Source organism: Kribbella sp. NPDC056345, assembly GCF_042262745.1.
Taxonomy (GTDB): domain Bacteria; phylum Actinomycetota; class Actinomycetes; order Propionibacteriales; family Kribbellaceae; genus Kribbella.
On record NZ_JBHJQQ010000002.1, the window covers coordinates 1,063,769 to 1,084,638 of the forward strand.

The following is a 20,870-nucleotide window of genomic DNA, read 5'->3' on the forward strand; positions in this document are numbered from 1 at the left end:
AAAGCTGTTGGCGAATGCGCATCCTCCCACGGAGGCACGCCGTACATCTCCAGGATGACAGCCGGCGGACGTTACACCGCCAGGGTGACGTCAGCGGCGGTTGACCGGCCATAGCGTGAGCAGCATGACAGACGAGGCAGACAGCGGACAGGCGGTCGTACGGCTCACCGCCGTACGCAAGGAGTACGGCGAATCGGTCGCGCTCGACGGGGTGTCACTGGAGATCCACGCCGGTGAGGCAGTCGCGGTGATGGGACCGTCCGGCAGCGGCAAGTCGACGCTGCTCAGCATGGTGGCCGGACTGGACCGGCCGACGTCAGGCTCCGTCGTGGTGCACGGCGAGGACCTGGGTGGCCTGGACGAGAAAGGACTGGCGCTGTTCCGGCGCCGGCGGATCGGGATGATCTTCCAGTTCTTCAACCTGCTGGACGACCTGTCCGCCCTCGACAACGTCGCACTCGCGGCACAGCTGACCGGTACGGCGGCCAACCCCGCCCGCAAGCGTGCACTCGAACTGTTCGAGGAGCTGGGCATTGCCGGACGACGCAACGTCTACCCGTCCCAGCTGAGTGGCGGCGAGCGGCAGCGTGTCGCGGTAGCACGTGCTCTGATGAACCGCCCGGCGCTGTTGCTGGCCGACGAGCCGACCGGTGCGCTGGACACCCGAGCCGGCGAACAGGTGATGGACCTGCTGCTCGACCTCAACCAGATCGGTCAGACGCTGTTGCTGGTGACGCATGACCAGCAGTTGGCGACCAGGTGCGCCAGCCGAGTCATCGACTTCGTCGACGGTCAGGTCGCGAAGGAACGCATGCTGGAGCGTACGTCGTGACCGCCGTCTGGCCAGTGGCACGAGCAGCGGTACGGCGACGCCGCGTGCAGACCGTGGTCATCGGTGTGGTGGTGCTGTTGTCGACGTCGATGATCGTGGTCGCGCTGGGGTTGCTGGCGGCATCGAGTGGTCCGTTCAACCGCGCGTACGCCAAGCAAAGTGGTGCACAGCTGAGCGCGTCGTACGACCGCACCAAGGTCACCGACGCTCAGCTCACAGAGGCGGCGCGGAGTGCGGCGGCTACCGCCGGGCCGTTCGCGCAGGTCACTCTTGAGGGTGGTCAGGACTCGCTGGTCACAGTGGGGCGCGCAGATCCGGGTGGGGCGGTCGACCGGCTCAACGTGTGGCAGGGACGCTGGGCCGACAAGGTTGGCGAGATCGTGCTCAACCGCAACCCGACCGCGTCAGAAGGCCGTGGTGCGCCGCAGCTGAACGGCACGATCAGCGTAGGCGGCCGGACGTTCACGATCGTCGGGTTCGCGTACAGCGTGAGTCACTCGGCTGGTGCATGGGTCACGCCTGAGCAGATGAGCGCGTTGAATCCGACGTCGACCCAGATGCTCTACCGGTTCGCACAGGCCGCCACGAATGAAGAGCTGGCCGCCGGCCAGCAGGCGGTGACCGCCGGATTGCCGTCCGGTGCACTGATCGGGACGCAGTCGTATCTGACGCTGCGAGCGCAGGCTGCCGGTGAGCCCAACACGTTCGTGCCGTTCTTGATGGTGTTCGGGTGGCTCGGGCTCGCTGTCGCCGTACTGATCGTGGCCAACGTCGTCAGTGGCGCTGTGGTCGCAGGGGTCAAGCACATCGGCGTGCTGAAATCCTTGGGCTTCACGCCTACTCAGGTGCTGACCGTCTACCTGGGGATGGTGTCGATCCCGGCCGTGATCGGGTGTGCGATCGGTGTTGTCATAGGCAACGTGTTGGCGACCTCCTTGCTGACAAGGGCGTTCGAGAACTACGGCGCGGGCGGCGTCGGCGTACCGATCTGGGTGGACATCGCGGCGTTGGTCGGCGTACCGGCAGTGGTGGCACTGTCCGCGTTGTTCCCGGCTCTGCGGGCACGGAGTCTGTCGGCGGCCCAGGCCATCAGCGCGGGTAGTGCGCCGCAGGCCGGACGAGGCCTACGGGTCCAGCGCCGGCTCAGTGGTAGCCGGCTACCACGCCCGCTCAGTCTCGGGCTGGGGCTGCCGTTCGCTCGGCCTGGGCGTACGGCGTTGACGCTGGCGGCCGTCGTTCTCGGAGTGCTGAGTGTGACGCTGGCTGTCGGTCTGGGGAAGTCGTTGACGACGTACCAGACCGCGGCGAGCCGGTCCGGTGCGGTCGACCTGTCGCTGTACGCCGGCCCGAGCGAGCCCGGAACCCGAGGTCCTGGTTCGGAAGGCCCGGTCCCGAACGGCCCGGTTCCGAACGGTCCTGGGGAGCCGTCGGGCGCGAAGTTGAGTGACTCGGCGGACGAGGCGTTGCTGCGGTCCACTCCCGGGGTTACTTCGGTGGCCGCCTCCGCCGACCTGCCGATGCGGCTGGCGGGTACGCAAACCGACCTACCGGTGTCGTTCTACCGGGGCGACTTCCAGCAGGTCGGCTACCGGCTGCTGGAAGGTCGCTGGTTCGATGGGCCGGGGCAGGTCGTCGTGTCGGAACGCTTCCTGCGTCAGCGTGGGCTCGCAGTCGGCGACACGATCACCCTGCAGTCCCGGGGAAAGAGTGTGCGGGCGCAGATCGTCGGCAAGGCGATGTACAACTCGGGTGACGAGGTGCTGTCCAACTGGGCGACGCTCGGGCTGATCGCACCGGCCGCGCGGGCCAGCACCTACGAGGTCAACGTGAAACCCGGGACGGACCTGGATGCCGTCGTACAGGCGATCCAGGCGAAGGACTCCGGCCTGATAGAGGGCGAGGGTCAGGACGCCGGGACGTTCGTCGCGATCGTGCTGGCCACGGTCGTCCTGCTCACCCTGATGCTGGGCACGGTCGCCGCTCTCGGCGTGTTCAACACCGTCATCCTCAACACCCGTGAACGCCGCCGCGACCTCGGCATGCTCAAGTCGATCGGGATGACTCCCGCGCAGGTTGTGCTGATGGTCGTGACGTCGATGACGGCCCTGGGCGCGATCGGCGGACTGCTCGGCATCCCGCTCGGGATCCTGGCGCACCGCCTGGTGATACCGGCGATGGCGAACGGAGCCCAGATCGACCTCCCGGACTTCATGCTCGACGTGTTCCCGGCCGGACTGCTCGCGCTGCTCATGCTCGCGGGCGTGGTGATCGCGGCCGCAGGCGCCTACCTGCCGGCCCGCTCAGCAGCCCGCACCACGATCGCCCAGGTCCTCCACAATGAATAACGGATGTCACCGGGGTGGGGTGAACCCTCCCCAGACTGTGCTGGAGCCGCCTGAGCTCTGGGCGTGGACGTGGTAGCTGTCGCGCTTGCCGGTGCGGACGCCGGTGGCGTGGTTGTACTGCGCGGCGAACTGGTGCCGTCCGGCCGGAGCGGTTCGGCCCGGCTTGAGGATCCAGCGGTAGCGCAGTGCATCCCTGGACTCCTGAACGGTGACGGTGAAGTCGTTGCTCGGCAGGGTCTGCCAGTTGCCGGTCTTCCGTACGGCGCCGGTCTGGGCGATGCGCAGTTCCACGGTGAGCGAGGTGAGCGGCTGTGTGGTCCTGAGGACCAGGTTGTTCTGGGCCCAGTAGATGTTGCTGTCTGGGTCGATCGAGCCTTCGGACCACAACGGCCCGTTCTGGAACCGGCTATCGGGCGGCGGCGTTGGGCGGGCGGTGACTGTGGTGGTGGGGGCCGGACTGGTGCTGGTGGGGCGGGGCGATGGTGTTGGAGTAGAGGTGACCAGCGGTGACCGTACGGCGGGAGAGGGAGCGGGGGCCGGCCGCGACGGAACTCCGCCGATGGCGGCAACGGCGAGCCCACCGGTCGCCAGTGTGGCGGCGGCGATGAGAGCGACGATCGCCGCGCGGGGCCCCGACCTCGCGATCGAACGCGTGCGGTGCCTCATGGTGGGGTCGGCCAGGCCGCGCTCGACGCGCGCCACGATGCGTGCGCGGTTGGGCTCGTGGGCCTCGGCGGCCTCCCGCAGCCGCCGGTTGATCTCCTCGTTCACTGGTTCCTCCCTCCTGCCGTCAGTTCGCCCACTGTCTCTGCGCCGAGCAGTCGTTCCAGCTCGGCCATGCCCTTCGAGGTCTGGCTTTTCACCGTACCGACCGATATCCCCAGCGCGGCGGCTGTGTCTTTCTCCGACAGGTCGAAGGCATGGCGCAGGACCACGCACGCCCGCTTGCGGAACGGCAGCCGGGAGAGCGCGGCCCGGACGTCCAGCACGACCGCAACGTCCGGCCCGTCCACCTGTTCCGTACTACGTGACCAGAACAGCGCCACTCGCCGTCGCTCGCGAACCGTGCTCCGGATCCGTTCCCGCGCCAGATTGGCGACCACACCGCGTGCGTAGGCGACCGGGTGCTGCGCTGCCCGCAACCGGTCCCAACGCTGCCACAGGGCGACCAACGCATCGGCGGCAAGATCGTCGGCCGCGTCCTTCTCGCCGGTCAGGAGGTGGGCGAGCCGAGCCAGTTCGGCGTGGTGGCGTTCGACGAAGTCGTGGAACTCCGCGGACGTGTCGTGGAGCATCTCCCTCGGTCGGCCTCTCCCTGCGATGTTCGCGTTAACAAGCGGCCCGAGCGTACCGGTCAATGCTTGGCGAACTGGACCCTGGTCGGCTGCACGACGTCCGGTTTGATGGCGGTCGCGTCTATGGTCAGCCGCTGACCATAGATGTCGGTGATCCGGATCGCTTTGCCGCATCCGCTGCCGTCGGTGGAGAGGAAGTAGTTGTAGTCGGTGCGATGCAGTGTGCGCCAGCCCTTGGTGGTCCTGACCTCGAGCGCCGCCAGCGGGTTGCGATGACCGATCGCCTGGATGCCACACCAGTACTGACTTGACCCGTCCTTGTACCGGATGGCGATCGTGCCCGGCGCGGCGGGGCTCAGCAGTGTCCAGGTGATCGGGAGCCGACCGACGGAGAGCTTGGCGAGCTTGGCGAAGGCTTCCTGGCTGAGGTCGAGTTGCCCAGGTGCGCAGGGCAACGGGCACTCGTTGACTATCCGTACCGTGATGGAGGCCCCGTTGGCGGCGCGGACCAGCACGTGCGCACCGCAGGCCTTGGCCGACTCGTAGTCGGTGTGGTTCATCGCCGCGATCATCAGGTCGCCGGCCGGACCGTAGAGACAGGCGCCGTTACCGTCACCTGCCTCATAGGCGGTCGCCACACCGCGGTACCGGACGCCGGGCTTGATCCGTCCCGCCATGGATCCCGCGGACGTCGTACGCGGGGTGCTGGAGGTTGCGCGTGGGCTGCGAGTAGTCGCAGGCCGGGTCGCGGAAGCTGTGCGAGTTGTCGCAGGCGGCGTGCCGGCGGTTGAGGTCTTCGGAGTACGGCGCGGTGGCGGAGGGCTCGTCACCGGCAGTTGCGTTGCTTTCGTGGTGACGCCGGTGGTCACGTGCGGACCGGCGGCATCGGACGGGACGCTCGACTTGGCAGCCGTGACGGGCACATCAGCGGCACGAGGGGCTGCGCCGCCCTGGGGGAGCAGCGCGACGGCCAGGCAGACCACCACGCCCACGGCCAGCAGAGCCAGCGGAATGCCGACGGCCCGCCGGTGCTTTCTCGGCAGGTGCGCCCCACCGTGGTTCGTTGTCCTCATACCCATCCGTCCGGTTGATCGAGTCGACGTCCACACCCCAGTTGCCGCCAAAGGCTGAAAGGTTGCCGTCGACCCGATTCCGTGACTGCGGTTACTCCCCGAACAGTGGTGGCTCGGGTCCAGTCGACCAGCGGAAGTAGAGCGCGCTGCGTGGGAAGGTGCCGGGAACCTTGCCGCGGAGGCGGATCGGTGTGGTGAGGCCGGTCGCGTGGCTGAAGGTGTAGAGGTACGCGGCTTGCTTGTCCTTGTCGATGCCTACGACGACAGTGCCCCTCGGGCCGCAGGCCTGGGCTACCAGGGCCTCGAAACCTTGCCAAGTCGACTGCCTGACCCGTTTGACGATCGGCTTCATCGGCGACGTGACGGGAATGTGGATGGTGATGAGGGTCCCGGTGCGGGTGTTGGCAGGTGCATGGTGCCGCTGAGTGTCGCGACACGTGCCCCGTAGACATTTTCCGCCCGGATTGCGAGCGGCCGTACCGACGGTGGTGTGGTCGCGCTGATGGTTTCTGCGGAGTGGTTGCCGCCGACGGCGCTACTCAGGCTGCCGAGGGTCACCGAACAGGGGACTGACGCGGTGGCGCGCTGAGTCTGCGCTGCATCCGCAGCGGCCGTCCCCGCTGCCACCGGCGCCGACGAGCCGACCCACGATGCCGCAACGGCGGTCATCGCCACGAGCCCTGTGAGTTGTCGCCATTTCATCCGAACCGCCCCCTGGCTGAAGCCTGCTGGTTCAGCGCCAGCTCCCGACCAGAAACGGCGTACCGGGGAAGGAGATGGTGTTTACGCCTTGCGCCAGACTGCGGTGAGTGCGACGGCTCCGCGCGGGGTGGTGTGCAGGACGGTCGCGCCGTTCTTGTAGAGGTACGGCTTCCAGCCGCTCGGCTGCTTGCCGGCGGTGTACCAGCCGGTCTTGCTGGTGTCCTTCGGGTTCTGGTAGCGGGTCTTGTTGTCGTACGAGCGCTTCGCGGTCCAGCCCGCGAAGGTGTAGCCGGAGCGGACGAACGTGTTCTTGCGCAGGGCCGTCGACCGTCCGTAGAGCACCACGGTGGACGCCATCGAGCCGGTGCCACCTGCGGCGGCGTACGTCACCGTGAACTGGAAGCCGTCCAGGCGGTAGAGCTTGCCGGCGCCGATGTTGAAGCCCAGGTAATAGGTGCCGCGCTGGTGGGTGAGGTGTTCGCTCTCGGAGCCGGAGGCGTGCTCGTAGGTGCGCACCAACTTGAACGACCAGTCGTAGACGAAGATGCGGTTGGTCTTCTGCGTGCCCTTGGGGCTGGTGATCACGTAGATGTAGCTCTGGTCGCAGTCGATGCCCTGCCCGAGGCCGGTCATCGCCAGCTTCGGGGACTTCCCGGTCTGCTTGAACGCGCTGTCGTAGGCGTAGTACTGGTTCAGTGTGCCGCCGACGTACCGGTTGCTCACCACGTCGTAGCAGAGCCCGGTCGTTGTACGCGGCAACAAAACGGTCTTCTCGATCGCGAGCGTGCCGGGGTTGACGACCCGGATCGCCCGCCCCTGGGTGGCACCCTGGATCGAGTCGTCATTGGTCCAGGCGGGGATCAGCAACCGCTTGGTGTCGGCGTTGTAGGCGATGTCGTTGCCGTGCCCGAGCAGGTTCGTGTGGTTGCCGGAGCGGATCCGGAAGGTCGCGATCTTGGTCGGGCTGGTCGCGTACAGCTTGGTCTTGATCAGCTGGGTGGAGTCGTAGACCTTCGTACCGGACTTGGCGTGCTCCGCGACGACGGCGTACCAGTAGGTGCCGTCGGTGACCCCGCCGTTGAGCGCCGTGTACTTGGCGGAGGTCGGCTCGGCGGTCCCGGCCAAAGTCGGGCCGGTGACCTTCGGCAACGCGGCCCCCGCGCTCACTGCGCCGCCGGCCGTGAGCGCGGTGGCGGCGCCGAGCGCAACCACCGTCCGCGTCAGCCGGCCGATTCCGTACCGAGTAAACATGAAGCCCCCTTTGCCGTGCGCGCTTCCTCGTGAAGCTGCACGTGACCGCACGATAGGAGCAAGGAAGGTCAACCTGCGATCAGGGCGTAGGCGAACGGGAGCCGACGGTCGAGCCAATCGGCCGGCCTGCCTGCTCGTCGCGCACTTCGAAGCTGTTCTCCGCTGCACCCTGGACTGGCCAGTTGCGGTAAGTGGCCACAAGTGGACGGCGTTCGGCGGGTGTGAGCTGCGAAGCTGGGCGGCATGCGCACGAAACCGACAGTGGCTGCCGTACTCCTGACGGCCGGCTCTCTCCTTCTGCCCAGTGTTCCCGCCCACGCCGCGACAGCGACCGTCACGGTCGACTTCACCAAGCCGGTCACCACGCTCGAGGCGAACGACTACGGCCTCGATATCACCGGCTATGGCAATCAGCGCTACATCACCAACGACGCCACCCACCGGGAAAACGTCCGCCGGCAGGGCTTCGGCGTACTCCGGATGGAACTCATGTACGACGCCAACGGCCGGCTGGTGTGTGGCGGTTCGTACTGCGATACCGCGATCACCGGTGGCGCCTGGGTCGCGGCGATCCGCGAACTCGGCGCCGAACCGATGCTGATTCTCCCAGCGGACGGACGCCGGACCCGGGCCGAGGACCTCGCCGACGCGAAGAACATCTACAACCACTTCAAGGCGACCGGGACGCCGGTCCGCAAGTTCATCTACGGCAACGAGCACGACAACAGCGGCAACCCGAAGAAGATGACAGCCGACGAGTACAGCGCTCGCTACAACCTGGTGCACGACGCGTTACATGCGCTGGACTCCGCCGTACAGGTGGGCGGGCCTGCGTTGGCGTCGTACGAGCCGCAGTTCGGTACGCCGTACATGGACACGTTCCTGACTGTGTCCGGGAGTCGCGTCGACTTCATCGACTACCACGACTACGGCGCCGGGTACGCGCGGTACACCCCCGAGGAACTGCTCACCACGGTGATCGACGGCTACCGCTCCGACATCGCCGACCTCAAGGCCCGTACGGCGAGGCTCACCGGACGGGACGTGCCGATCCAGATCGGTGAGTGGAACATGGACTACTCCGATCCTGACGGCACCCTGATGCTCTCGCACCTGGCCACTGTCTGGGGCGCGTCAGCGCTCGGCACGATGCTGCAGTCCGGCGTAGCAACGCTGCTCTACGGCGACAAGAACGGCAGCGCCGCCAAGAACACCGGCCTGGGTATCACCAGCACCGAAGGCGAAGGCGGCATCCCGGTCAGCGCTCCGACCCCGATCTACCACGGCCTGGGCATGTTCACCGGCGAAGGCCTGTTCCGCCACTTCGGCACGACCATGGTCTCCACCGCATCGAGCAGCAACCTTCTGCGCGCCTTCGCCTCGGACGGCGCCAAGAACATCGTCCTGGTCAACGCCGCCACCACAAGCACAACCACCACCCTGAACCTGACCGGCTACCCGACCGGCACCGCCCAGGTCTGGCAATCCACCGAGACCGCCGGCACCCCACACCAGACCGGCACCGTCACCATCGCCAACCGCACCGCCACCCTCACCCTCCCCGCGCGCTCAGTCACAACCCTCATCCTCCCCACAACCTGACGCCATACTCCCCACGTCAGCGAGGCGGGCGGAGGACTGCGAAGGGGTCTGTGACGGTGAGTTCGCGTTTTGCGAACTTGTAGACGGTGGCCGGGCGTCCACCGGACTGGCCGGAGCTGGTCCGTCGATCGGTCGGGTCGATCACGTGCCGGCGCGTCAGGACGCGGGTGAGATTGGTGGCGCCGAGCTGGTAGCCCAGGGCCGCAGCGAAGAGATCGCGCAGCTCCGCGATGGTGAACTCCAGTGGAGCCAGCGCGAACCCGATGTTCGTGTACGAGAGCTTCGCGCGCAGCCGCCCGGTGGCAGCGTCGATGAAGTGGTGATGGTCGAACGCGGTCCGCGGCAGGTCCTCGACCGGATGCCAGGCCGTGTCGGCCGGAAGGTCCGGCTGGACGTCGGACGGAACCAGGCCGAGATAGCCCGTGGCCAGCACCCGGGCCCGAGGATCACGGTCGACGCGACTGTGGGTGGCCAGCTGTTCCAGATGCGCGACGTCGCGGACGTCGACCTTCGCGGCGAGGTGCCCGGTGATGGCCTCCCGGAACCTCTCGGTGGACTCGACCCCGCCGCCGGGAAGGGCCCATCGGTCACGGTGCGGACTCCGGGCGCGCTGCCACAGCAGGACGCACAGCCTGCCCTCGCGGACGGAGAGGACCACCGCGAGTACCTCGTGGGGATAACTGGGGAAGTTAACCCGATCACCTTCCTTGGCTGCCGGCACGTCGACGATGGTAACGTGATCCTAGTTATCGCCTCTGGGGCGAAAACCTCCCGAAGGACATCGACGTGACTGTTTCCGAGACCCGATCGACCCACTGGCAGGACGAGGTACGCCGCCTCGCCCGGGAGCGAGACGCCGTGATCCTCGCCCACAACTACCAGGAGCCGGCGATCCAGGATGTCGCCGACCACGTCGGCGACTCGCTCGCGCTGTCCCGGATCGCGGCCGGGACCGACGCCGGCACGATCGTCTTCTGCGGCGTGCACTTCATGGCCGAAACCGCCAAGCTGCTCAGCCCCGGCAAGACCGTGCTGATCCCTACCGCCCAGGCAGGCTGTTCCCTGGCGGACACCATCGACGCGGATCAGTTGCGCGCTTGGAAGGCCCAGCACCCGGGTGCCGCGGTCGTTGCCTACGTCAACACCAGCGCGGCGGTCAAGGCGGAGGCCGACATCTGCTGCACATCGTCCAACGCCGTGGAGGTCGTCAACTCGATCCCCCGCGATCAGCCGGTGTTGTTCCTGCCCGACCAGTTCCTCGGGGAGCACGTCCGGCGGCAGACGGGCCGGGACAACATCGAGGTGTGGATGGGTGAGTGCCATGTGCACGCCGGTATCAGCCCGGTCGACCTGCGGGCCCAGGTCGCGGCCAATCCCACCGCCGAGGTCCTCGTTCACCCCGAATGCGGCTGCGCGTCGTCGACGATCTGGCTGGCCGGACAGGGCGACCTGCCGGCCGAGCGGACCCACATCCTCTCCACGGCCGGGATGCTGGAGACCGCCCGCGGTATGAAGGCCACGACCGCCCTCGTCGCCACGGAGATCGGCATGCTGCACCAGCTGCGCAAGGTGAATCAGCACACGACGTTCGTCCCGGTGAACCCGAAGGCGTCGTGCCGGTTCATGAAGATGATCACCCCGGAACTGCTGATCCGGTGCCTGCGCGAGGGCCGCGACGAGATCCAGCTGCCGGGCGAGATCACCGAGCGGGCCAGGCGTTCGGTCCAGCGGATGGTTGCCATCGGCAAGCCCGCGGCCGCCTAGATGTACTTGTCCCACTACTGGAGGTTCCATGCCCAAGGGCTACTGGGTCAGCGTTTACCGCACCATTTCAGACCCTGAGAAGTTGGCTGCTTACAACGAGTTGGCCGGTCTGGCCGTCGGTCCCGCGGGTGGACGGACCATCGTCCGGGGCGGTCGGGTCGTGGCACATGACGCCGGAATCGCCGAGCGCACCGTGGTGGTCGAGTTCGACAGCTTCGAGCAGGCCGTGGCAGCGCACGAGAGTGCGGCCTACCAAGAGGCGCTGGCCGCCCTCGCCGACGGCGTCGAGCGCGACTTCCGCATCGTCGAAGGCATCGACTGAATCCTGCGGACGGGAGCTGTTCGCGGACCGCGGGTACGACGACGTCAGCGTGAAGGAGCGCTGCTCGCGCGGTCAGGGAGGCTTGGCAGGAGCTGCCGGTGCCTTCGGTCGCGCAGGTGCGGGAGCGGTTGCGAATCGTTGCCCAGCCCCCCGGCGCTGTGGGCAACCAGCGCCGGCCTGGCGATGCTGTGCTGGCAACACCTCCAACTCCACCGATAGGCCGCGACGATTGCTGCCGCCGCGGCCTTCGGCAACAATGTGACTGCAAGGATGCCGATCGTCAGCGCAGGTAGGCGGTCAGCGGCAGGTTGAGTTCGCGGACGCCCTGGGCGACGAGGTTCGACATCTGGCCGGCGCCGTACATCGAGAAGTGCGTGTTGTCGCCGGCTTCCCGGGTGAGGTACAGGGGCTGGGACGCGGTCGGGCCGAGCGATTCGACCAGGGCCTTGCTCTTCGCGGTCAGGTCGATCACCGGGACGTTCATGCTCTGGCCGAGGGACCGCATCTGGGCGGGCAGGTCGACACCGACGCCGTTCACGTGCTGCGAGGTGGCGGTCAGCTTGGTGCCGCTGAAGCCCCGTCGTACCGGCGGGGTCACCAGAACCGGTACGCCGCCGCGCTCGCGGACGCCGTTGATCATCTTGGTGAGGTTGCTGCGGAAGGTCGACGCCGAGGTCTGCTTGTCGTTGTGGCCGAACTGGATGAAGACCAGATCCTTGCTCTTGATCAGTGGCTTCATCCGGGGGAACAGCGCGCTGTTGTTGAGGAAACTGCCGGAGCTCTCGCCGGAGTCGCCGTAGTTCGCGATCACGGCGCCGTTCTTGATTCGGGTCGGGAACGCTTGTCCCCAGCCCGCGTACGGCGAATAGAACTGGTCGCAGGTGGTCGAGTCACCGGCCAGGTAGACCACCAGTGGGGCGACGGCCGGTTTCACGGTCAGCGAGCCGATCGCCGGCGCGCTTCCCTCGAAGGTGATGCTCAGGCCCGACGTGCCGGTTCCGCCCTGGCCGGTGGGTTGTCCTTCGGGGTTGCGGACGTTGACCGTCGCCACGGAGCGGACGATTTGGCCCGCGCTGGTCGAGACGGCGGACAGGACCTGGCGGCGAGCCTCCACCGACATGGCGGTGCTGGCCGCCCTGGACGAGCTACCGAGATCGACCGTGACCTCGTAGTTGCCCGGGGCAACAGCGAAGTGACACTTGATCGGGGCACTTCCCGAACACTGTGGGGGCAGGGCCTGTGGTCCGGCCGATGCCGGCGTCATCACGACGGCGGGGATCACCAGACCAAGGGCGGCGACGGCAGGTGCAATCTGTTTTCTGGGCACGGGGCGGTACCTCTTTCTGAGAGCGGATTGATGAAGCAGAGTCATCCAGCGGTCTTGACGAGCGAGAACTGGTCGACGATGACGCCGCCCGACCCCGATGCCCGCGCGGTGACGGTGGCGGCCCCGCTGGGTAGCGCGATGCCGGTGAGCTGCCGCTTGGCCCAGCCGCTCGACGACGGGATGCTGAGGGTGTGGCTGGTGCCGTTGGCGCCGGTGACCACCACTGATCCGGCGCTGCCCCGAGCGTGCACGGACAGGGTGTAGGTACCTGCGGGCACCGACTCGACCCGCTGCTCGACGCGGCCGCTGTTGCTCAGCTGGAGGGCGAAGCGAGATCCGTTCACCCCGCCGTTGACATTCGTCACCGAACCGGCGAGGTTCCGGAATCCCCGGACGCTGGAGACGATGATGCGGTCGGCCTGGATGTCCGGGTTGAGGATGTAGTTGTTCGCCGGTCCGACCCGCCACTCACCGGTCGTCACGTTGAACTGCCACTGGCTCACCGAGTGGAACCGCGGCCGGGTTCCGCTCTTCGTGATCGGGACCCACTGGTTGTAGCCGAGGCCGTTCCACGCGAAGTCGGCCCACCGGTCGCCGGCGTAGATCACAGTGTTCTGCTTGGTGCCCTTGACCGTCACGAAAAACCCGGTCTGGGTCACGTGGCTGTAGTCCAGCTCGGTGCCGGCCATCACGTACTCGCTCGAGTAGGTGCCCTGGACGCCGGAGCCGGTCGACTCGTTGACGTAGTTGACCGAGGTGTTCCAGCCGTGCAGGTCCGACGCCGCGTGGTAGTACTTGCCGTCGAGCTTGAACATGGCGTTGCCCTCGCGACCGCTGCCGCGGCGGATCTCCTTACCGGCCTCGAGTCGCAGCGAGTCGGACTCGCGGAACTTGGCCACGAAACCGCGTGAACGTCCTTCGCGGTTGGAGAAGATCAGGTAGTCCTTGCCGTCGTCGTCGGTGAAGACGGTCTGGTCCCCGGTGCCGGTCGTGGGCGAGTTGACGATCTGGGTCTGGAAGTAGCCGTAGTCGAAGGTGTCGGTCGGGGTGTCGCCCTGCAGCAGCAGAACGCCGTGACCGCCTCGGCCGGTGTGCCACATCTGTACGGCGAGCACGTACTTGCCGGTGTTCTCGTTGTACCCGACGCCGAGCCGCCCGACCCAGCCCGCGCCCCCCAGGTTCGCGCCGCTGCCGACACCGGTGGAACGCGTCGCGATCCGGTTCTCGAACTTCCAGTTCACCAGGTCCTTGGACGAGTACACGGGAATCGACTGGAAGGTGACGTCGCCGTCGTACTTCCGGGTCGGGTTGGCCCGGTAGAGCTCGGCGCCGCGGTAGTGCACGCCGTACCAGTAGTAGGTGTCGCCGAACTTGAAGACGCCGCCACCTTGGGAGTAGATCGGGTTGCCGCTGGTGTCGTTCCAGAAGGTGTTGTTGGTGATCGTCTGGAACGTCCCCTCGTCAACGGCCTGCAGTCCTTCGGCGGTCTTCATCAGGGCAGTCTTCGCGGCGGCGACATCGCGGCCGGACGCCGAGCGGTTCGCGGCGACGTTGTCCGCGGCGGTCAGCGCCTTGGCGAAGGGAGCCCACGAGGCACGCGTGTACTTGGTCGGGGTGCGCGTCTTGTACTCGGCGACCAGGTCGTTGAACCCGCGCTCCACCTGCGGCGCTTCGGCCACGGCTTCGGAGTACTGCGAGACCTGGTTCGCGCGGGGTCCGGCCGTGGCCGCGTACTGCGGCGCCGCCACTGACACCAGCAGCAATGCGGCCCCGATCAGGCCACCTCGCTTCAGCGCCCTCCGTGCTGTTCGCATCATGACTTCTCCTTCGTTGTTCCGATGTGCTCGAAGGCGCCGAGATCCGGCGCCGTCCCGTGGTACGGCAGGCCGACCGACGTGCCCTTGTCGATCAGGGCGCTGGTGGCCGCGAGGCGGAAGTGGGGCAGGACTGGCAGGTTGCCGTCGGTCTGGCGAGGTGCGTCCCAGCCGGACGTCGACACGCTCTGGAACTGGGCGTCGGACAGCGGGACGCTGAGATTCCAGGTGTTGTGCGAGGCGGTCGTGCCACTCAGGTACGACGTCGCCGTTCCCTTGTAGGCAACGTTGTTGCGCAGATTGCCGCGACCGACCGCGTTGCCGCGCGAGTCGATGCCCCGCAGGTTGAAGTTCGGGTTGTTGCTGATGCCGGTGTTGTTGAAGTAGTCGTTGGCCACCGGGTGGTGGTTGGAGTAGAACCCGGCCGCCTTGTTCAGGAACGCCACCGAGAACCGGACGGTGTGCTTCGGCGCGTTGGCGTCGTACTCGGCACCGAACCCGCCCACCTTGAACCCGGCACCGTTGCCGGACGGCGTCGTCGTCCCCGGCACGTACCCGTTGCGCCAGGCCCACGAGTTCTCGATGAGCACCGGCGAGTACGTCGTGATCAAGTCGAACCCGTCGTCGGCGTTCCACCAGGATCGGCAGCCCCGGAACACGTTCGCGGCCCGGCCGCCCGGCGTGTAGTGCGAACCGAAGCCGTCGGCGTTCTCGCCGGGCCCGTCGCTGCTGCGCGGGTCGTAGTTGTGATGCGAGTCCGAGTTGAGGACGAGATTGCCGGCGCCGCCGCTGATGAACAGACCGGTGCCCATGTGGTGGTGCAGGTCGAGCTGCTCGAAGACATTGTTGCTCCCGGCGATCCAGATCCCCCAGGACTCGGCGTTCCGGTTGTTGTTCTGCGGTACGCCGGTGACTTCGAGTCCCTTGAGGTGGATCCAGTTGCCGGTGACGCCGAATCCCTTGATCCGGCAGTTGTCGGTCATCCGGGAGAAGTCGAAGACCGGCTTCTCGCCAGGCTGCGCCCAGTAGCGGATCGGGTTGCCGGACGTACCGCTCTTGTTCAGGGTGATCGCGTCGACCTTGGCGGTCTGGCTCGAGCAGGCGCTGTTCGCGCGGGTGTAGGAGTACCGGCCGCCGCGGAAGTACACCGTGTCGCCGGGCTTGGCGACGGACTGCGCACGGGCGATCGACGCCCACGGAGCGGCCTGCGTTCCGGCCGCGGAGTCGTTCCCGTTCGGGGCGACGTAGTACACGCTCGCCACCAGGTCACTGCTCGCGGACGCCGGATCGGCGACCGTCACGACGGAGCCTGCCGCGACCAGCGAGAGCAAGAGGGCAGGGGCAACTAATTTCGTGGTAGTCACTGGCTCACCTTTCTGAGTAGGTGATGTTCGGCCCTCGCGGACTAGCCGAGTCGGATGTCCAGGACCCGGATTGGGGAGGGCGTGGTACCGGAGGAGCGTTGCTGGTACTGGAACGAGAGGATGCCGTCGGCGGCCATCCGGGACGCGTCGACGTTGACTTCGCCGAAGGCGTTCAGGGGACGGTCGAGGACCAGGGACCAGTCCGTCCAGCCGGAGGACTTGGTGGCGGAGACGATGCGGCCGCGGGGCATGATCAGGTAGGCGTTGTCGTTCCGGTCGAAGACGATCTTGGTGCGCTGGGTGCTGCCGGGCGGGATGGGGATCTCCCGCTTGCTCCACGTGCCGTTGGCGTTGCGGACCAGGTGGAAGGTGCGGCCGTTCTGGGTGCGCTGCTGCGAGTAGTTGGTGACGCACTGGGTGAACCGGCCGGGCACGTAGCTGATCACGACATGCGGGGTGTTGGTCGAGTCCGCGGCTTGGCCCTCTTGATTCATCAGGCCGTGGTTCGGGGCGAGCGGGTCGGCGACCAGGCCGGGGGAGTTGACCGAGACGCGCGAGCCGCCGGTGGTGCCCACGACGGTGCCGGCGCCGTTGCGCCAGGTGCGGCCTCGGTCGTCGCTGTAGACGTAACCGGTGTCGTGGTTGGTGAGTCCGCCGGAGCTGCACGAGACGCGGGAGTTGCCCTCACGCCAGGTGAAGGCCGCGTGCAGCCGTCCGCGCCGGTCGTAGGTCAGGCCGTGCAGGTACATGTTCCGCGTCGTGGACACGACGCCGTTCGGGCCGGTGTAGTTGCCGGTCGCCGACGACCAGCCGCCGAGCTTGCGCCAGCTGCCGCTGGTGTACTCCGCCAGTTCGTTCACGCCGTTGCCGGATCCACCGGTCCGATAGCTGAACTGGAGCCTGCCCTCGGGCGTCACGACGAACTGCGGGTAGGTCATGTTCCCGAGCTCGGCACTGCCCAGCGTCCGTTGCACCGCTGCGAAGAGCGACGCGGACCAAGGGTGTGTACCGGGCTGAGTGGCGAGTCCAGCCACCGATTTCGTGTAGTAGAGCCGCGTGTTGTGCGTGTCCATCGCCACGTGCAGGGTGCCGTCCTGCGGCGAGATCCCGAGCGAGATCACGTTGTGCGAGTCGTTGGCACTCAGGCGGTGCGGCAGCACGGCCTTCTGCCAGCCGGTGCCGCCCAACGGGCGCCGCGCAACCACGGCGTTACGGGTGGAGGTGTACCACGCCGCGTACTGGTAGCCGTTGTAGGTGACGAGTGCGTCCTGGAAGGCGTTGTTGTTGACCAACCCGTCGTACGACACGAAATACAGTGCGGACTGGTCCAGCACAGTGTCGGACAACACTGTGACACCCGGACCGGCGTGCGCGACTCCAGGCTGGATCACCGCGGCGGCAAGGACGACAACCGCCAGCATCGACTTCATCGGGTCACGCCCTCGAGCTGAATCGTCTGTACGGCGCTCGCCCCGATCGGCACCCGGACGAGCTTGCTGCTGACCGTGATGTCCTGGCGGCGCGTGTACCGATCACCCGATCCCGAGGTTAACGTCGACCAGCGAGTCGCCGTGCTGTTCGTCACCGTGCCGAACCGCGACAGGTCGAAGGTCAGTGTCTGGGCGGAACCGGTGTTCGCGGCAACGATCACCAGTCGCCCCGTGGCCGGGTCGTGAGCGGCCACCGCGTAGTCCACGCCGGTGTTGATGATGCGCATACCCGGCCGGATGTGCCGGGTGAACTGGGCCAGCACATACAGCTTCGTCTCGATCGCACCAGCCTGGCCGGTGCTGCCGTTGTAGCGGATGGCTCCCCAGCCGGCGGTCGGGTCCATCACCTGCCAGTAGCACCAGGCCGTCGGTTTGAGCCAGCGGAAGTCCATCAGCAGGCAGCGGGCCGTGTGCATGCCGGTGCCGTTGTTGTCGCCGTGCTCGGAGTTCCACATGATCTTGCCTGCGGCACGGACTTCGTTGCCCAGCTGCTCACGCCGGCCGCTGAGACCCTGATAGCCGTGCACGTTGACCTGGCGGACGCGGCCCTTGGTCGCCGCGTCGAAGCTGGCCCAGGTCGACCGTGCGAGGTCGTAGTTCGTCTCGTCGGAGGCCGAGATCGCCACGCCACTCAGGCCGGCCCGGTCGAGTTCGGTGCGGAGGTTGGAGATGACGCCGCGCTGGGAGGCCGCGTCGATGTGGCAGCCCTCCTGCTTGCCGTCGGCCTTCCACCAGTTCGAGGACGGTTCGTTGAACGGGGCAACGGTGCGGAAGTTCACGCCCCAGTGGTCGCGGGCGCGGCGGGCGGTGGCGGCCAGGTGCAGTGCGTGCCGGCGATGATTCTGCGCCGGGAGGTTGTTGCCGCCACTCGCGGAGCCGGAGGGGTTGCGGTTGGCGCACATCCACCACATCGGCGAGTTCGCGAACAGCTCACTGATGGCACCGCGCTGGGTCGCCTTGACGATCATCGCGCGCTGCTTGGCGTCGGCGTTCCAGTTCCACGCCGACGATGCGGGGTCCTCGCTGCGTGAGTCCTGCCAGAAGCCCTCGATCTGCTTGAACCGCGGGATGTTGGGCGAGACGACCATCCGCTGGCCGTTGACCGCGTTCCAGCTGCAGGCACCGAGGTTGTAGCGGGCGATGTTCATGCCGAGGCCGGGGAGGGACATGCCGTTGTAGGACACGGTTCTGGTGGTGAAGAACAGGTCGGCGAAGTCGTCCCGGTCGCCGAAGACGTTGGCCCACCAGGCCAACGAGGTCCCCCAGCCTTCCCAGACGCCCTGATCGGCGGCAGGGTCGACACGGACGGTCGCGTCGGCGCGCGCCGTACCGGTAGTGAGGACGGCGCTTGCGGCGGTGACGCCGGCCGCGGCGAGCAGAGTACGACGGTGGATGTCCACTGGTGAGTCCATGGGGGCGGTCTCCTACTGAGGGGCGGAAGTCCATGGCAGTGGGTGGCCGAGTGCCCGGTCAACGCTCCGAACACAAACGATCACACTTGATCAAACCTGTAACGGTGAAACTGTGCACGTGCACAAATTGTCGGGATCGAAGTCTTGCCGACTCGCTTGACATCGGCTTTTATGCCTGACGACAAGGAGTCAGCGAATGCTGTGCACGATCACAGAAGCGTCACGCCGTGGCGATGATGCGGACCGCGCCTGGTGGGAGTTCGAGAGCATTGGCGACGTGGGCTCCGGTGAGGAGTTCGGTGCCGGATTCACTGAAGGGAAGGGTGACGCTGTTGCCGGTGTGGTTGATGGCGAAGAAGTAGCGGCCGTTGGCGCCGGCGCGTTCGACCAGTTCGACATCGCGCGGTAGGTCCGGTGCGGTGAGCGCACCCGCGGCCTGGAGTACGGTCGCGAGCCCGTCCTCGGTGGGACACGTCGACACGTACCAGGCGGTGCCACGCCCGACGGTGTGCCGGGTGACGGCCGGCTGCCCCGCAGCGGGGCCGTCGGTGTACGACCAGACCTGTTCGGCCCCACGCAGGACGACGATCTCCGACCACACCTGGCCGGTGATGCCGTTGTCCAGCTGGACCTGTTCGTCCGCGCGCAGCGGAGTGAACTCGTCGATCGTCAGGCCGAGGAGGTCGCGCAGCGCGCCCGGGTGAGCACCGGGATGGACCATGTCGTGCTCGTCCACGATTCCGGAGAAGCAGGACACGACCAGTACGCCGCCGTTCGCGACGTACTCGTGCAGGTTGGCGGCCGTGGCGTCGGTCATCGAGTACAGGGCCGGTACGACGACCAGCGGATAGGCGCTGAGATCGGCTCCGGGATGGGCGAAGTCGACGGTGAGGTGATGGTTGTAGGCGGCGGCGTACCAGGTGTCGGCGCGTTCGCGGGCGTCGAGGTCGGCGCTCGGACGCCACTCCAGACGCTGCGCCCACCACGACTGCCAGTCCCACAGCATGGCGATGTCGGCGACCACGCGGCTGCCGCGGACCGGCGCGAGCGCGGCGATGTCCTGGCCGAGCTGGACGACCTCGCGCCAGATCCGGCTGTCGGTCCCGGCGTGCGGAAGCATCGCGGAGTGGAACTTCTCCGCGCCGAACCGGGACGCCCGCCACTGGAAGAACATGGCGCCGTCCGAGCCGCGGGCCACGTGCGCGAGGCTGTTGCGCGCCATCTCACCCGGGCGCTTCGCGAGGTTGCGCGGCTGCCAGTTCACCGCGCCGGTGGAATGTTCGAGAAGTAGCCATGGCCGGCCGCCGGCCAGCGAGCGGCTGATGTCGGCCGCCATCGCGAGACCGACGTGGTTGCGGTCGGCTTCGGCGACCAGGTAGTGGTCGTTGGTGACGACGTCGACCTCGCGGGCCCAGGCCCAGTAGTCCAGCGACTCGCACTGTGCCAGCCCGGCGTGGAAGTTGGTTGTCACAGGCACCTGTGGGGAGAGCGCGTGCAGGACATCGCGCTCCCGCTTGAAGTTCGCCAGCAGCGCGTCGCTGGTGAACCGTGCCCAGTCCAACTGCTGGCTCGGATTGGCGACCGGGGGAACCTGCCGTGGCGGTTCCACCTGCGACCAGCAGTTGTAGGTCTGACCCCAGAAGGTGGTGCCCCAGGCCTCGTTGAGCTCCTTGATGGTCGTGTACCGGTCGCGCAGCCAGCCCCGGAAGGCCTTGGCGGACTCGTCGCAGTAGCAGGCGCTCACCGGTGCGCCGTACTCGTTGTGAACATGCCAGAGCGCGACGGCGGGATGATCGCCGTACCGCCGGGCGAGTTGCTCGGTGATCGCGACGGCGGCCTCCTGGTACGCCGGTGAGCTGGGACAGATCGTGCCCCGGCCACCGGGCTCGAGCCGTACCCCCGAGCGGGTGACGGGAAGAGCTTCAGGGTGCTGCTCGTAGAACCATGCGGGTGGGACGACCGTCGGCGTACCGAGGTCGACGCGGATGCCGTCCTCGTGCAGCAGCGCCAGCTGGTGATCCAGCCAGCCGAACTCGTACCGGCCCGGTTCCGGCTCCAGCAGCGACCAGGCGAAAATGCCGATGCTGACCATCGTGACGCCGGCCGAGCGCATCAGCTGCCGATCTTCTGCCCAGACCTCGGCCGGCCACTGCTCCGGCGTGTAGTCGCCGCCATAGGCCAGGGCTTCCAGCCCCACCGGCCAATCCCGCTCCATGGATCCCCCGCCTCACTTGCCACGCGTACTGTGAACGTACACAGTAGGTTCCCGACGGATTT

17 protein-coding genes are annotated in these 20,870 nt (G+C 67.4%); 5 read left to right on the top strand and 12 right to left on the bottom strand.

Annotated features, from left to right (window positions below; all coding sequences use genetic code 11):
* Window positions 1-124: 124 nt before the first annotated feature.
* Complete coding sequence (locus ACFCV3_RS10605) at window positions 125-832, top strand: ABC transporter ATP-binding protein (RefSeq protein ID WP_376028489.1); 708 nt, start codon at window positions 125-127, stop codon at window positions 830-832.
* A complete protein-coding gene (locus ACFCV3_RS10610) occupies window positions 829-3,177 on the top strand; it encodes an FtsX-like permease family protein (protein WP_376028492.1) in 2,349 nt (782 codons plus the stop codon). Before ACFCV3_RS10605 ends, ACFCV3_RS10610 begins: the two co-directional genes overlap by 4 nt.
* A 6-nt stretch (window positions 3,178-3,183) precedes the next feature.
* Here ACFCV3_RS10610 and ACFCV3_RS10615 read toward each other — a convergent pair whose 3' ends face one another.
* The 5 genes from ACFCV3_RS10615 to ACFCV3_RS10635 form a co-directional block, all read right to left on the bottom strand.
* Entirely contained in the window at window positions 3,184-3,948 is a 765-nt protein-coding gene (locus tag ACFCV3_RS10615; RefSeq protein WP_376028495.1) for a hypothetical protein, read from the bottom strand.
* Entirely contained in the window at window positions 3,945-4,472 is a 528-nt protein-coding gene (locus ACFCV3_RS10620; RefSeq protein WP_376028498.1) for a SigE family RNA polymerase sigma factor, read from the bottom strand. Before ACFCV3_RS10620 ends, ACFCV3_RS10615 begins: the two co-directional genes overlap by 4 nt.
* A gap of 59 nt (window positions 4,473-4,531) precedes the next feature.
* On the bottom strand, window positions 4,532-5,545 hold the full coding sequence (locus ACFCV3_RS10625; RefSeq protein ID WP_376028501.1) for an expansin EXLX1 family cellulose-binding protein: 1,014 nt from the start codon (window positions 5,543-5,545) through the stop codon (window positions 4,532-4,534).
* Between the two features lie 91 nt (window positions 5,546-5,636).
* Window positions 5,637-5,897: a hypothetical protein gene (locus ACFCV3_RS10630; protein WP_376028503.1), complete on the bottom strand. Its 261-nt coding sequence runs from the start codon at window positions 5,895-5,897 to the stop codon at window positions 5,637-5,639.
* 431 nt (window positions 5,898-6,328) lie between these two features.
* The gene (locus ACFCV3_RS10635) at window positions 6,329-7,498 is read right to left on the bottom strand and encodes an InlB B-repeat-containing protein (RefSeq protein ID WP_376028505.1); all 1,170 of its coding nucleotides are present in this window, start codon (window positions 7,496-7,498) and stop codon (window positions 6,329-6,331) included.
* A 243-nt stretch (window positions 7,499-7,741) separates the two neighbouring features.
* Between ACFCV3_RS10635 and ACFCV3_RS10640 the strand changes: the two genes are divergently transcribed.
* A complete protein-coding gene (locus ACFCV3_RS10640) occupies window positions 7,742-9,100 on the top strand; it encodes a hypothetical protein (protein ID WP_376028506.1) in 1,359 nt (452 codons plus the stop codon).
* 16 nt (window positions 9,101-9,116) lie between these two features.
* On the opposite strand, the gene ACFCV3_RS10645 is transcribed toward ACFCV3_RS10640, so the two are convergent.
* Window positions 9,117-9,821: an NUDIX domain-containing protein gene (locus ACFCV3_RS10645; RefSeq protein WP_376028508.1), complete on the bottom strand. Its 705-nt coding sequence runs from the start codon at window positions 9,819-9,821 to the stop codon at window positions 9,117-9,119.
* Window positions 9,822-9,880: 59 nt separating this feature from the next.
* Between ACFCV3_RS10645 and nadA the strand changes: the two genes are divergently transcribed.
* Window positions 9,881-10,864, top strand: coding sequence for a quinolinate synthase NadA (gene nadA, locus ACFCV3_RS10650; protein WP_376028738.1), 984 nt, complete (start codon window positions 9,881-9,883; stop codon window positions 10,862-10,864).
* Between the two features lie 28 nt (window positions 10,865-10,892).
* The gene (locus ACFCV3_RS10655) at window positions 10,893-11,186 is read left to right on the top strand and encodes a DUF1330 domain-containing protein (protein WP_376028510.1); all 294 of its coding nucleotides are present in this window, start codon (window positions 10,893-10,895) and stop codon (window positions 11,184-11,186) included.
* Between the two features lie 280 nt (window positions 11,187-11,466).
* On the opposite strand, the gene ACFCV3_RS10660 is transcribed toward ACFCV3_RS10655, so the two are convergent.
* The 6 genes from ACFCV3_RS10660 to ACFCV3_RS10685 all read right to left on the bottom strand — a co-directional run bounded on the left by ACFCV3_RS10660 (window position 11,467) and on the right by ACFCV3_RS10685 (window position 20,808).
* A complete protein-coding gene (locus ACFCV3_RS10660) occupies window positions 11,467-12,513 on the bottom strand; it encodes a rhamnogalacturonan acetylesterase (RefSeq protein ID WP_376028512.1) in 1,047 nt (348 codons plus the stop codon).
* Window positions 12,514-12,554: 41 nt separating this feature from the next.
* Window positions 12,555-14,330 carry a family 43 glycosylhydrolase gene (locus tag ACFCV3_RS10665; protein ID WP_376028514.1) on the bottom strand — a complete coding sequence of 592 codons (1,776 nt, stop codon included), beginning with the start codon at window positions 14,328-14,330 and terminating at the stop codon, window positions 12,555-12,557.
* A complete protein-coding gene (locus tag ACFCV3_RS10670) occupies window positions 14,327-15,691 on the bottom strand; it encodes a right-handed parallel beta-helix repeat-containing protein (protein WP_376028517.1) in 1,365 nt (454 codons plus the stop codon). The genes ACFCV3_RS10665 and ACFCV3_RS10670 overlap by 4 nt, the downstream gene beginning before the upstream one ends.
* 41 nt (window positions 15,692-15,732) lie before the next feature.
* Window positions 15,733-17,121, bottom strand: coding sequence for a BNR repeat-containing protein (locus ACFCV3_RS10675; RefSeq protein ID WP_376028519.1), 1,389 nt, complete (start codon window positions 17,119-17,121; stop codon window positions 15,733-15,735).
* Entirely contained in the window at window positions 17,118-18,593 is a 1,476-nt protein-coding gene (locus ACFCV3_RS10680) for a glycoside hydrolase (protein WP_376028522.1), read from the bottom strand. The genes ACFCV3_RS10675 and ACFCV3_RS10680 overlap by 4 nt, the downstream gene beginning before the upstream one ends.
* A 220-nt stretch (window positions 18,594-18,813) precedes the next feature.
* Entirely contained in the window at window positions 18,814-20,808 is a 1,995-nt protein-coding gene (locus ACFCV3_RS10685; RefSeq protein ID WP_376028524.1) for a beta-galactosidase, read from the bottom strand.
* Between the last annotated feature and the right edge of the window lie 62 nt (window positions 20,809-20,870).

Excerpts from the sequence above, each read along its gene's own strand:
- ACFCV3_RS10635 (WP_376028505.1), bottom strand. The coding sequence starts at position 7,498 with ATGTTTACTCGGTACGGAATCGGCCGGCTGACGCGGACGGTGGTTGCG.
- ACFCV3_RS10605 (WP_376028489.1), top strand. The coding sequence starts at position 125 with ATGACAGACGAGGCAGACAGCGGACAGGCGGTCGTACGGCTCACCGCC.
- ACFCV3_RS10630 (WP_376028503.1), bottom strand. The coding sequence starts at position 5,897 with ATGAAGCCGATCGTCAAACGGGTCAGGCAGTCGACTTGGCAAGGTTTC.
- ACFCV3_RS10655 (WP_376028510.1), top strand. The coding sequence starts at position 10,893 with ATGCCCAAGGGCTACTGGGTCAGCGTTTACCGCACCATTTCAGACCCT.
- ACFCV3_RS10625 (WP_376028501.1), bottom strand. The coding sequence starts at position 5,545 with ATGAGGACAACGAACCACGGTGGGGCGCACCTGCCGAGAAAGCACCGG.
- ACFCV3_RS10685 (WP_376028524.1), bottom strand. The coding sequence starts at position 20,808 with ATGGAGCGGGATTGGCCGGTGGGGCTGGAAGCCCTGGCCTATGGCGGC.
- ACFCV3_RS10680 (WP_376028522.1), bottom strand. The coding sequence starts at position 18,593 with ATGGACTCACCAGTGGACATCCACCGTCGTACTCTGCTCGCCGCGGCC.
- ACFCV3_RS10675 (WP_376028519.1), bottom strand. The coding sequence starts at position 17,121 with ATGAAGTCGATGCTGGCGGTTGTCGTCCTTGCCGCCGCGGTGATCCAG.
- ACFCV3_RS10665 (WP_376028514.1), bottom strand. The coding sequence starts at position 14,330 with ATGATGCGAACAGCACGGAGGGCGCTGAAGCGAGGTGGCCTGATCGGG.
- ACFCV3_RS10640 (WP_376028506.1), top strand. The coding sequence starts at position 7,742 with ATGCGCACGAAACCGACAGTGGCTGCCGTACTCCTGACGGCCGGCTCT.
- ACFCV3_RS10620 (WP_376028498.1), bottom strand. The coding sequence starts at position 4,472 with ATGCTCCACGACACGTCCGCGGAGTTCCACGACTTCGTCGAACGCCAC.